Annotated in this window: 15 protein-coding genes; 1 reads left to right on the forward strand and 14 read right to left on the reverse strand. The window is 62.3% G+C overall.

The annotated features are described in order from the left end of the window. The 14 genes from KBZ15_RS10075 to KBZ15_RS10140 all read right to left on the reverse strand — a co-directional run. The coding region (locus KBZ15_RS10075) for a carotenoid oxygenase family protein (protein WP_255015082.1) at positions 1–464 on the reverse strand (464 nt) is incomplete at its 3' end. A 123-nt stretch (positions 465–587) separates the two neighbouring features. Then, the gene (locus KBZ15_RS10080) at positions 588–1,838 is read right to left on the reverse strand and encodes a beta-ketoacyl synthase (protein WP_255015083.1); all 1,251 of its coding nucleotides are present in this window, start codon (positions 1,836–1,838) and stop codon (positions 588–590) included. After that, the gene (locus KBZ15_RS10085) at positions 1,831–2,106 is read right to left on the reverse strand and encodes an acyl carrier protein (RefSeq protein ID WP_255015084.1); all 276 of its coding nucleotides are present in this window, start codon (positions 2,104–2,106) and stop codon (positions 1,831–1,833) included. Before KBZ15_RS10085 ends, KBZ15_RS10080 begins: the two co-directional genes overlap by 8 nt. Before the next feature lie 221 nt (positions 2,107–2,327). Further along, positions 2,328–4,082: an ABC transporter ATP-binding protein gene (locus KBZ15_RS10090; RefSeq protein ID WP_255015085.1), complete on the reverse strand. Its 1,755-nt coding sequence runs from the start codon at positions 4,080–4,082 to the stop codon at positions 2,328–2,330. Beyond that, complete coding sequence (gene lpxB, locus KBZ15_RS10095; protein WP_255015087.1) at positions 4,079–5,215, reverse strand: lipid-A-disaccharide synthase; 1,137 nt, start codon at positions 5,213–5,215, stop codon at positions 4,079–4,081. Before lpxB ends, KBZ15_RS10090 begins: the two co-directional genes overlap by 4 nt. After that, on the reverse strand, positions 5,216–6,217 hold the full coding sequence (gene lpxK, locus KBZ15_RS10100; protein ID WP_255015089.1) for a tetraacyldisaccharide 4'-kinase: 1,002 nt from the start codon (positions 6,215–6,217) through the stop codon (positions 5,216–5,218). Then, on the reverse strand, positions 6,217–7,533 hold the full coding sequence (locus tag KBZ15_RS10105; RefSeq protein ID WP_255015091.1) for a 3-deoxy-D-manno-octulosonic acid transferase: 1,317 nt from the start codon (positions 7,531–7,533) through the stop codon (positions 6,217–6,219). Before KBZ15_RS10105 ends, lpxK begins: the two co-directional genes overlap by 1 nt. After that, entirely contained in the window at positions 7,487–8,164 is a 678-nt protein-coding gene (locus KBZ15_RS10110) for a lysophospholipid acyltransferase family protein (protein ID WP_255015092.1), read from the reverse strand. The genes KBZ15_RS10105 and KBZ15_RS10110 overlap by 47 nt, the downstream gene beginning before the upstream one ends. Positions 8,165–8,213: 49 nt before the next feature. Beyond that, entirely contained in the window at positions 8,214–8,414 is a 201-nt protein-coding gene (locus tag KBZ15_RS10115) for a photosystem II reaction center protein J (protein ID WP_048017331.1), read from the reverse strand. A 29-nt stretch (positions 8,415–8,443) separates the two neighbouring features. Next, the gene (locus KBZ15_RS10120) at positions 8,444–8,563 is read right to left on the reverse strand and encodes a photosystem II reaction center protein L (protein ID WP_190388661.1); all 120 of its coding nucleotides are present in this window, start codon (positions 8,561–8,563) and stop codon (positions 8,444–8,446) included. A 21-nt stretch (positions 8,564–8,584) separates the two neighbouring features. Then, positions 8,585–8,722, reverse strand: coding sequence for a cytochrome b559 subunit beta (gene psbF / locus KBZ15_RS10125; protein WP_197147857.1), 138 nt, complete (start codon positions 8,720–8,722; stop codon positions 8,585–8,587). A 3-nt stretch (positions 8,723–8,725) separates the two neighbouring features. Continuing rightward, entirely contained in the window at positions 8,726–8,974 is a 249-nt protein-coding gene (psbE, locus tag KBZ15_RS10130; protein WP_197147856.1) for a cytochrome b559 subunit alpha, read from the reverse strand. Positions 8,975–9,085: 111 nt separating this feature from the next. Next, positions 9,086–10,108, reverse strand: coding sequence for a photosynthesis system II assembly factor Ycf48 (locus tag KBZ15_RS10135; RefSeq protein WP_255015093.1), 1,023 nt, complete (start codon positions 10,106–10,108; stop codon positions 9,086–9,088). Next, on the reverse strand, positions 10,108–10,515 hold the full coding sequence (locus KBZ15_RS10140) for a rubredoxin (protein WP_255015097.1): 408 nt from the start codon (positions 10,513–10,515) through the stop codon (positions 10,108–10,110). Before KBZ15_RS10140 ends, KBZ15_RS10135 begins: the two co-directional genes overlap by 1 nt. A gap of 160 nt (positions 10,516–10,675) precedes the next feature. On the opposite strand from KBZ15_RS10140, the gene ndhC reads away from it, so the two are divergent. Then, the coding region (gene ndhC, locus KBZ15_RS10145) for an NADH-quinone oxidoreductase subunit A (RefSeq protein ID WP_255015095.1) at positions 10,676–10,931 on the forward strand (256 nt) is incomplete at its 3' end.

Raw genomic sequence — 10,931 nt, forward strand, 5'->3', positions numbered from 1 at the left:
TGGGGCTCGGCCGCCTCCCAGAGCGCCAGCAGCTGATCGCCGAGCCGCACCACATGGGTATTGGCGATGTTCTTGAGGCGCAAATCGAAGGCATTGGCCAAGACACCGCCAGGCTTCTGGGTGCCAAACACCCCCCGATAGACGAAGCGCCCGGCCCGCTCCTCGGCCAGCCAGCCCTCGGTACGCACGAAACGGTTGCTCAGGTGGACCTGACCGGCTTCAAATCTGAGGGCCGCGACCATGCCATCGCCGTCGAAGGGGTGGTGGACCCAGAGGCCTCCTCGCTCAAGCCGGCCCGGACCATTGCGATACAGGGTGCCCGCCAACTCTTTTGGAATGGTGCCCCTAACGGCAACTACCAACTCGTCACTGAGCTCTAAGCCGACGTTGCGGAAGGCGCCTGACCAGTCAGCTCGGTCGAAACGGGGACCATCCGTAACTGGGGGTGTGGCAGAGGAAATCACGCTGGGCTGGGAAGCAAGGAGTTTTAATCTGAAATCTTTCTAGCGGTTTGCCCTCCCAACCGCGTTGATCACCTTGGCGCAGGGGGGCTCAATTCCCATTAAGAACCTGATGGCTGAATAGCCCTAGGTACTTGCCCACACAAGAGATACATTGTGGCCGCCAAAACCAAATGTATTCTTTATGGCAAAACGCTGGGAACTATTCACCAGACAGGGCTCAGAAGCGGTAGGAATATTCAGGCCTATCTCCGGATCCCGCGGGGTTGAGTTAACGCTCACCGGCACAACGCCAGCCTGAAGGGCCTTTATTGTCAAGACCGATTCCACCGAACCAGCTCCACCCAGCAGATGGCCCAGGGCTCCCTTGGGAGCGGTGACCCAAAGATCCTGGATAGAGGCACCAAAAGCAGTTTCAATCGCCCGAGATTCAGCTAGATCTCCGATCCGGGTACCGGTTGCGTGGGCGCTGATGAAGTTCACATCCTGCGCTGATATATCCGCATCCCGCAGGGCCAGACTGATCGCCCTGGCTGCGTGCACTCCCTCGGGGTGGGGTGTAGCCAGGTGGTGGGCGTCACTCGTCATCCCGGCACCCATCAGCAGCGCCTGCACGTGCGCATGGCGGGCCCTGGCATCCTCCAGTCGTTCAAGCACAATTGCCCCAGCCCCTTCACTCAGGACAAAGCCCTCACGATCTGCGGCAAACGGGCGACAAGAAGAGGCTGGATCGTCAAGTCTTGAAGAAAGGGCACGCATCTCTGAAAATCCCCGGATCGCGAGGGGATGGATTGCAGATTCAGCCCCACCAACAAGCACGGCATCAACTTTTCTAGCTTCGAGCAACATCAACCCCCATGCAATCGCCTCAGCACCACCTGCACAGGCTGAAACAGGCGCATGGGCTCCCCCGCAGGCTCCTATTTCCATCGATATCTGCGCTGTGGCAGCGTTGGGCATGGCCATGGCGATCCCCAACGGATGGAGTCGCTTGGCACCGGAGATGAGCCTTTGATGCTGCTCAAGCATGGTATTAATTCCGCCAATTCCAGTGGCCATAACTACGGCCAGTCGCTCGGGGGCAAGCCCAGAATTATGCAAACCACTTGCATTCCAGGCCTGCCTAGATGCAAGCAGGGCAAACTGGCTAAAACGATCCAGACGACTAACCAGATAGTCACCCAGCTCAGCCACCATATCCAATTTTACTAAACCACCAAGCCTGGACTTGAAAGTTTCGGCCCAGGGCTCAGTAAGCAAGCTGATTCCCGTATCACCTCGAGCGTAGGCGGAGTAGGCAGCCTCCGGAGTATTTCCCAGGGGACAGATACAGCCCAATCCAGTTACGGCAACTTGAGCCGACAAGGATTCAGGCATTGGGCCCTTGCACGATAGGCCCACGCACGATGGCAATCAGGTCGGCGACTGTCTTTATGCCTTCAACCTGGGAATCAGTGATTTCAATATGGAAAAGGTCTTCCGCTTCCATAATTAATTCGTAGGCGCCCAGGGAGTCAATGCCAATATCTTCCACCAGCCTGGAATCCATGCCAATCGCAACTGCCTGGGCATCAGGGACGCATTTGCGTATGAGACCTGCAATTTGAGCGACAATTTGATCATCGGTCATGGCGGAGGTGTCCATACCCCCCTGGTCACCAGGCTGATCTACCGAATCGTTCACTTTCGCTGCCAACAGCTAGATAGCCTTCCCATGCTATCACCAAAGGGGCAATAGGTCGCCAGCAACTTTGGTCGCCAGCAGCAAATCAAACAACGAGGCAAACGCCCAACCAAAATCTAAAAGCAAAAGCCAGGAGCAAACCCAAAAAGGGGAAAGCGTCTATGGGAGATTCCCTAAGGGGTTCAAGCCCTTGCAAACTGGGTGGAGAATAGGGACTCATAGCGACCGCCCCTAGCCAAGAGCTCGCTGTGGGTGCCGGCCTCCACCAGTCTGCCTGCTTCAATCACACAGATCCGATCGGAATTGACGATGGTGGAGAGCCGGTGCGCCACCACCAAGGTGGTGCGATGCTGCATCAAGCGGTCGAGCGCTTCCTGGACCAGCTGCTCTGAGGCGGAATCCAGAGCCGATGTGGCCTCATCCAGGAAAAGGATAGGGGCGTTCTTGATCAGGGCCCTGGCAATGGCGATGCGCTGACGCTGTCCGCCAGAGAGCATGGTGCCATTCTCACCAATTGGGGTTTCATAGCCCTGGGGCAACTGCACTATGAAATTGTGGGCATTGGCGGCCCGGGCTGCTGCCTCGATCGTCTCAGCTGAAGCCTCGGCGTGGCCATAGGCGATGTTGTTGGCGACGCTGTCATTGAACAGAAAAGTGTTCTGATCGACCACGGAGATGAGGGCGCGCAGATCAGCCTGAGCCACCTGCCTCAAATCGATGCCGTCAATCGTCAGTCGACCCCGCTGGGGATCGTGGAAGCGACAAAAGAGATCGATGATCGTGCTCTTGCCACCCCCACTTGGACCCACCAGGGCCACGGTTGCACCACAGGGCACCTCGAGATCCAGGCTGGATATCACCTCATCCTGCCCATAGGCGAAGCTCACCTGCTCGGCCTTCAGGCCCTGCTCGAAACCCTTGAGGGGCTGGGGCCGCAGAGGATCGCTCGGCTCAACCTCTACATCGAGGATGGTGAACAGCTCCTCCGCCGCCGATAGGCCCTGCTGGAGGGTGGCGTTTGACCTGGCAATACCCTTGAAGGGGGCATAACAGAGATAGAGCGAAGTGAGGAATGCGAAGAAACTGCCGGTGGTACGGTCGCCGGCAAGCACAGTCTCGCCCCCATAAACCAGCACTGCACTGAAACCCACAGCGCCCAAAAATTCCATCAGCGGCTGGTTGATCAGCTTGGCCCTGGAGGTGCGCAAAGCCGAAGCCAAAACAGAATTGTTCTCCTCCTGAAAACGGCCCAGTTCATAGGCCTGCATGCCGAAGATTTTCACCACCCTTGAGCCCACCAGGGCCTCCTGTAGGTAGGCCGCCAAACGGGCAAGACGGGTCTGGCCCGCTTTGGAATGATGGCGCACCTTCTTGGAGGAACGCAGCACCGGATAGACGCCTAGGGGGAAAAGAATGAAGGCGAGCACAGACAGCAGCCAGTCCTGATAGAAGGCCACTGTCACCAGTGCAATCAGGGTCAATCCATCCTTTATCAGGGAAGAGAACCCATCCACCAGGCCAGACTTGACTAGATCCACATCGGTCAGAACCCGAGACACCAGCACGGTTGAAGGATGACTATCCACATAGGCCTGGGGCAGCTCGAGCACCTTGGTTGCCATGTCCGTGCGCAGATCGGCAGTGATCCTCTGGCCCACCGACTCGGTGAGATAGGTGCCCACGAACTGGGATACCGCCCGCAGGGCGATCACACCAACAATGACGACAGGGGCCAGGTAGAGACGGCCCCTGTCATTGGAGGGCAGGATGTCGTCAAAAAGGAAGCGGATCACCAAGGGCACGAAGGCGGTCGAGGCCCCGTAGGCAAAATTGAACAGCAGCGCCAGGCTGAAAAGGGGCCACAGATAGCGCCTTCCGTAGGCCAGGAAGCGAGACAGCAGGGGGCCTTTCATCTCGGCTTTCATCTCAGCTTTCATCTCAGCAGCTCAAGCATCAGGTTGGCAGCGCGCTCCGAGGCGCCCGCCACCCCCATCTTCGAGCGCAGTTCGTCAATGAGCTGCCTGTTCAAGCCGCGCCGCGCCGCCAGGTCACGCACCGCCTGGGCCAGCTGAACGGGCTTGAACTTGCGCTGGATCAGCTCCGGAAAGGCCGACCTGCCGAGCACCACATTGGGCAGCCCCATCGAACGGATCCCAATTACTAACCTAGCCAGCAGATAGGTAAACCAGGAGAAGCGATACACAATCACCGGAGGGCAGCCCAGCAGGGCAGCTTCCAGGGTGGCGGTACCGGAGGCGATCAGGCCGACATCGGCAGCTGCCAGCAGGTTGTAGGTATCGCCTCGAATCAGCGGCACCTGCAGTTTGCCGCCGGCCACCTGGGTCAGGTAGCTCTCGGGAACGGTGGGGGCCTGCACTAGAGCCACCTGCCAGCCTTCGTTGCTGAGCAGTTCGGCAGCCCGCAGCATCACTGGCAACAGCAACCGCACCTCGCTGCGGCGACTGCCTGGCATCAGCACCAGCAGGGGCTGAACATCGTCAAAGCCGTGTTGACGACGGGTGTCGGCCCGATCGCAGCTCACCACCAGGCCATCGAGCAGGGGGTGACCCACGTAGCTGGCAAAGCGGCGCCCATAGCCATTGAAGATGGCCTCCTCGAAGGGAAAGATCACCGCCAACCGGTCGATGAAGCCGGCCATGCGACGCGCCCGCCCCTTCCCCCAAGCCCACACCTGCGGAGCCACATAGAAGAAAACCGGAATGCCCCGGCGGTGGGCCTCCCTGGCCACGATCAGGTTGAAGCCCGGATAGTCCACCAGCACCACCAGATCCGGGCGATGCCGTGCCATCTGCTGCTTGAGCAGGCGCATCACCCGCCAGTGGCGCGGAATGCTGCCGGCGATCTCCACCAGCCCCACCGCCGAGAGCATGTTCACATCCGCCAGGATTTCCATGCCAGCAGCACCCAGCTGGGCCCCACCGACACCCACCACCTCGGCAGTGGGGCAAAGCTGGCGGAACGCCCGCACTAGGTGCCCCCCATGGAGGTCGCCGGAGGCTTCCCCAGCCACCAACAGGATCCGGCAGGCTCTGGCAGCAGACTCAACCATTCAGGTGGTTCCAGCCCGTCTGGCTCCCAGCCGAGCCAGGGCCGCCGAGGCGATCTCCGCCACTACCTGGGCATCGAGGACAAGGGGCAGGGCCACAACCCGGCTGCCCCAACCTTCCGGCAGACGCTGCCAGTCTTTCAAGGTGGTCACCAGGGTGGCGCCATGGGCGTCGGCACGGCGCTCCAGGCGCTCCAGATCTGCAGCAGCATAGGGGTGGTGATCTGGGAAGCCAACGGTGGCAGCCAGCTGCAGATCCGCTTGCCGCAGGGCCGCAAAGAACTTATCCGGCAGGCCGATGCCGCAGAAGGCCAGCAGGGGCTCTGCCAGCAACCGCTCCGGCGGCTCTATCCAACCAGTCAGGGAGAAGCAGGGCTTCTCCAGGGGCCAGTTTGGTGGCCTTGGGGCCAAACCAGCACCGGCAAGCACAAGCAGATCGGCGCGCCCCAGCTGATCTACGGGCTCCCGCAGCGGACCGGCCGGAAAAACCAGGCGATTGCCCAGGCCATGGCGACGATCGAGCACGCTGATGTCACAGTCGCGGGCCAGGCGCCAATGCTGCAGTCCATCGTCGAGCAGCAGCAGATCGGCGCCTGCGCTGATCGCCGCCGCCCCCCCGGCCAACCGGTCACTTCCCACCCACACGGCCACCCCTGGCAGGGAACGCTGAATTTCCAGGGCCTCATCGCCCACCAGGGCCGCTGCATCGGTTGAGCCCACCCGCCTGGGCTGGCGGCTGTTGGCGCCATAGCCCCGCAACAGCACGGCCACCGTGAAGCCGCGCCGCTGGAGCTCCTGGGCCAGGGCGATCACCAGGGGTGTCTTGCCGGTGCCGCCCAGGGTGATGTTGCCGACCGACAGCACGGCCACAGGCAGCCGGCCTGGGCGGCTGTGGCGCCGATGCCAACGCACGCCCAAGGCATAGAGCCAGCCCAGGGGCTGCAGCAGGCGGGCCAGCAGGGTGGGCTGCCGGGCGTACCAGAAGCGGGGGGTGGCAAGCAGCATCAGGCCTTGAGCTCCGCACGGATCAGGGCAGCGATGAGGCGGCTGGGGCCCTGCAGCTCTGGCGGCGGCCCCTGGGGCAGAGCCGCCCAGGCCGGGTGAGCCGCCACCGCCTGCCAGAGCTGGGGGAGATCGGCGCACTGAAGCAACCAACCTGTGTCAATGAGCTCCTCTGTGAGATCGGCGAAGTTGGCCATATCTGGACCACACAGCACCGGGCGGCCGAGCCGAAGCGGCTCGAGCGGGTTGTGGCCACCTATGGCCCGCCCGCCCAAAGCGAAGCTGCCCCCCATCACCACTACTCGGGAGGCCTGGATCCAGGCGCCCATTTCCCCAATCCGATCGGCCACCACCACATCGAGGGCTTCGGCGGGGGCGCCCCCGGCCAGCTCGCCCCAACAGCGCACGGCCAGGCCATCACGGGCCGCAGCCTCAGCCACCTCATGGGCCCGCTGCGGGTGACGGGGTACCAGCAACAGGGCTAGGGCCGGCAGCCTGCGTCGCAGCTCCGGGTAGGCGGCCAGCAGGGCAATATCCTCGCCGGCATGGCTACTGGCCAGCAGCAGCACTGGACGGCAGGCGAACGCCTGGGCCAGCTTTGCCACGATCGCCGGATCAGCCCTGGGCGGCTCCGCATCGAGCTTGGTGGACCCCACTGCCCGCACCTGGCGGCCCCCCAGACGCCGAAAGCGCTCACCATCCTGGGGCGACTGGGCCAAAGTGGCCTGAAATCGTGCCAGCAACCAAGCGGCGAACCAAGACTGCCGCTGATGGCGCCGAAAGGAACGCCCACTCATGCGGGCATTGATCAGCAGGGGCCTGGGCATGGCGTGGATCAGCTCAGGCCAGAGTTCGGCCTCCGCAAGCACGCCCAGATCGGGGCGCCAATGGCGGCGAAAGAGGGCAAAACTCAACCAGTGATCCAGGGGCACATATTGGTGAACCACCCCAGCCCCCAGGCAGCGGCTCGCCAACTCGGCCGAACTTCGCGAGCCCGTAGTCAGCAGCAGGCTGGGACCAGACACCCCTTCCAACTGCTGCAGCAAGGGCAACAGGCTGATCAGTTCACCCACGCTGGCGGCATGCAGCCACACCAACTGGCCAGGGGGGCGCCGACACCCGCTTAGGCCCAGCCGCTCGCCGAGCCGGCGAGGATCCTCCTTGCCGTGCAGCAGGCGCCAGATCAGCACCGCCAACAGCAGCGGGGTGAGCAGCAGGGCGACCAGCCGGAACAGCAAAAGCAGGGCACTGCCCTTCACAGCTGCGGCGCGTTCAAGCCGACGCGAGGAGGTTTCCGGACGCACGGTGGACCGTGTCATTGAGAGCAGCAGCCAACTGGGCCAGCTGATCATCCAGAGGGCTCTCAGCACTGAGGTAGATCGGAGGGCCCAGCTCCAACACGCAACGCCCAAAGGGCAGGGGTAGAAGGGTCCGGTCCCAGGTTTTTATCCTGCGCATCCGCGTGCAGGCCGCAGCCACAGGAACCACAGCACAACCAGATTTCTGAGCAAGCTGAACAATGCCTGCTTTCAACTTCAAGGCAGGACCCTTGGGGCCATCGGGGGTAATGCACACCGAATCCCCCCCCCGCAGGAGGGCCAGCAACTGGCGATAGGCGCGGGTGCCGCCACGGGTGGAGGAGCCTTCCACCAGTTCCAGACCACGCATTCGGGCAGCTACCCCGACGATTTGGGCATCTCGATGGGAACTTAGAAGAACGGAAATCGGCTTGCGTGCATAGAGACGCACGAGCGGCAAGAAGAAAACGTGGCAGTGCCAGATTGCATAGATAATCGGCGCGTTTGCTTCATACAACAGGCGATCTACTTCTGGATCGGCTTGGATCCGAATCCTGGAGGTGCGACGCACCAATTCGCCGTAACAATTAAGCAAAATCCCTGTCAGGGTGGCCAGAAAGGGGTTATTGAGCAGCTGGCGCTTCTTTGGCAACGGCTTAGGAATTCAAGCGGGGAGCACGGACCGAGCCAGCGGGGCAGACTCAGGCCGAACCCACTCCCACGTAGGCGCCGTAGAAGAACAATCCCACCACAAAAATCACAGCCATACCGCCAGCGGTGGCCACCAGCCAGAGGGGTAGCACCCCTTCGGTCCAGCGAGAGCGCCAGGCCACTGCCGGGCGACCATCGGGAAGGCGATCTGGAATCCGGCCGTCAGGCAGGTTGGACTTCTTGCCGCTCATTGGGGCGCTCCTGGGGACTTGAACAGGGATTAATTGAAGAAATAGCTCGAGAAAAGAATGCCGATCGTGAACACGAAGAGCAGGCCCAGGTAGAGGCTGGTGCGGTTCAGTTCGACCGGCAGGTTATTGGGATTGGGGGAGCGTTGCATGGCTGGAGGGGATGGACCGGCTCAGCGGCGAACAAACTGCATGGCCGCCAGGGCACCCAGGAAAAACACCGTGGGCACCCCTAGGGCGTGGATCGACAACCAGCGGACCGTGAAGATCGGGTAGTTGCGGGGCGTTGTGGGGGCAGGGGTCTGGGTCATGGCCTATTTCAACCGCAGGTCAAGCTGACTTTTGCCCTCGTAGCGCTGGCTGACCACAGGAGCCTTGCTCTCCTGGGCCTGGAAGTAGGCATCCGGGCGGGGCGTTCCGAAGGCGTCGTAGGCCAGGCCCGTGGACACAAACATGAAGCCAGCCAGGAAGATGGCGGGCAGGGTGACCGCATGGATCACCCAGTAGCGAATGCTTGTAATGATCTCGAAGAACGGGCGTTCTCCAGTTGAGCCGGCAGCCATAGCGGAAGCGTTCAGCGAATTGATCCTAGGGGTGAGCTGCCGGCAGGAGGGAGTGACAGGGGCGCTTGGTTACAGAAGTTGGCGGCTGAGCTCAGAGGTGAGAGTCAGGGGTCAGCCCACCCAGCGCAACAGGGAGCCCCGCTCACCCAGCACGAAGCCCTTGCCATCGGCGCTGAAGCTGATCCGGGTGAAGTTGGAAGGCTGCTGGCCCCCCACCGGATCCTTCTGCCAGCTCTTGCCGCCGTCGGCTGACACCAGCAGGGTGCCGCTGCCGCCACCGGTCCAGATCGAACCATCGGGGGCCCAGGCCATATCGAGATAGCCGAAGCCATTGGTGATCGGGATCACGGCCTTACCCCACTCCTCCACGTTGCCGCCAGCAGGGTTGAAGCGGATCTGGGCGCCCCTGGCCAGCATCCAAAGGGAGCCATCGGGCTGGAAACCCATCGACTGGAGCCGCTGGCTGCTGATCCGTTGATGGGGTTGCCAGGTGCCCTGACCGGGGTCCCAGGTGGAGAAGAAATTGCCCAGGCTGCTGACGCTCACGTAACGGCCGTCGTTGAAGCGGCGCAGCTCCCGCACGGCTCCAGCGGCGTCCTCCACCTCGGCCTGCCAGTTGGTGCCGCCATCGCGGGTTTCGTAGATGGCCCCCACGTTGGTGGCCAGCTCGGCCTGGTTGGGCCCGAGGGCCGTAATCAGGTAGGGCTCGCCGGGCAGCTTGGTGTCAAGGAACAGGCGGCTCCAGTTCTGGCCCCCGTCTGTGGTGTGCAGCAACAGCCCGGGCTGGCCTGCAATCCAACCTTCCTCACCACGGAAGTCGATGCTGATTAAACGAAAGTTCTCCTCCTCCGGCAGATCCAGGGCTCGCTCGGCCCAGCTGGCCCCACCGTCGTTGGTTTCGAGGATCAGCCGGTTGCTGCCCACCAGAAAGCCATGGCTGTTATCGGTGAAGGCCACATCGAGGGGGTTGGCCTTGGTGGCCAGGGCCACCGGCTGCCAGGGGCTGGTAGCCGCAATGGGCAAGCCGGTGGTCACACAGCCGGAAAGGCCGAAGCCAAGCCCGATCACCAAGAGCAAACCCAGGAGGGGTCGCAACAGAATCCCAAGCGGGCGGAGCAGGGGAGAGCCAGTCATCAGCGCAGGGAATAAAGGGAGAGGAAAAAGGCGAAGGCCAGGGCGAAGCCGCCAAAAATCAGCACATTCTTCTGACCGGGAGTCAGGCGGTTGACCCCCAGGCCGAAGTTGAGATTCTCCTCGAAGCCGCTGGGCTTGTTGCGGGGGCCGATGTCCTTGAAGGCTCCCACGCGACTGCGACACACCGGGCAACGGAAGCTGATCGGATCAAGCTCCACAAAGGGGGTGCCGGGTTCGATGGCCAGCTTGCGCACCCCCTCCGCCGGGTCGTAGACGAACCCGCAGCTGCGGCATTCGAAGCGGTGGTCGGCCGGATCCACCTCCCCATCTGCAGCGCCAGACTGGGGGCCAGACTCGGGGCCAGGACTTGGCGCGGCCGGCTCCGATGTGGCAGCCGACCCTGGCATGACTGTTGGCTCCGGCGGGGCTGTTGGCTCCGGCGTATCTGTGGAACTCATCCCTGGGCCTCGAGCGCTGGTATCAGATTATCGGCGCCCGTCGGGCCGATGCCGCCAGCATCCGGCCCTGGGTGTCAGACTGGGGGGCAGGTAGGTCCAAGTTGGTTTCATGTTCGTGCTCGCGGGCTACGACGCCTTTCTCGGCTTCCTGCTGATCGCAGCTGCCGTTCCAGTGCTGGCACTGGTGGCAAATAAGTTGCTGTCGCCCAGCAGTCGCATGGGCGAGCGGGAGCTGACCTACGAATCTGGCATGGAGCCAATCGGCGGCGCCTGGATTCAGTTCAACATTCGTTATTACATGTTTGCTCTGGTCTTCGTGATCTTCGACGTGGAGACCGTTTTCCTCTACCCCTGGGCAGTGGCTT

It is taken from the genome of Cyanobium sp. BA20m-p-22, assembly GCF_024346275.1.
GTDB lineage: Bacteria > Cyanobacteriota > Cyanobacteriia > PCC-6307 > Cyanobiaceae > Cyanobium_A.

Coding starts and splice junctions, on each gene's coding strand:
- KBZ15_RS10090 (WP_255015085.1), bottom strand. CDS start 4,082: ATGAAAGCTGAGATGAAAGCCGAGATGAAAGGCCCCCTGCTGTCTCGC.
- psbE (WP_197147856.1), bottom strand. CDS start 8,974: ATGGCTGCCGGCTCAACTGGAGAACGCCCGTTCTTCGAGATCATTACA.
- lpxK (WP_255015089.1), bottom strand. CDS start 6,217: ATGCTGCTTGCCACCCCCCGCTTCTGGTACGCCCGGCAGCCCACCCTG.
- KBZ15_RS10120 (WP_190388661.1), bottom strand. CDS start 8,563: ATGCAACGCTCCCCCAATCCCAATAACCTGCCGGTCGAACTGAACCGC.
- lpxB (WP_255015087.1), bottom strand. CDS start 5,215: ATGGTTGAGTCTGCTGCCAGAGCCTGCCGGATCCTGTTGGTGGCTGGG.
- KBZ15_RS10140 (WP_255015097.1), bottom strand. CDS start 10,515: ATGCCAGGGTCGGCTGCCACATCGGAGCCGGCCGCGCCAAGTCCTGGC.
- KBZ15_RS10080 (WP_255015083.1), bottom strand. CDS start 1,838: ATGCCTGAATCCTTGTCGGCTCAAGTTGCCGTAACTGGATTGGGCTGT.
- psbF (WP_197147857.1), bottom strand. CDS start 8,722: ATGACCCAGACCCCTGCCCCCACAACGCCCCGCAACTACCCGATCTTC.
- KBZ15_RS10085 (WP_255015084.1), bottom strand. CDS start 2,106: ATGGACACCTCCGCCATGACCGATGATCAAATTGTCGCTCAAATTGCA.
- KBZ15_RS10105 (WP_255015091.1), bottom strand. CDS start 7,533: ATGACACGGTCCACCGTGCGTCCGGAAACCTCCTCGCGTCGGCTTGAA.
- KBZ15_RS10135 (WP_255015093.1), bottom strand. CDS start 10,108: ATGACTGGCTCTCCCCTGCTCCGCCCGCTTGGGATTCTGTTGCGACCC.
- KBZ15_RS10115 (WP_048017331.1), bottom strand. CDS start 8,414: ATGAGCGGCAAGAAGTCCAACCTGCCTGACGGCCGGATTCCAGATCGC.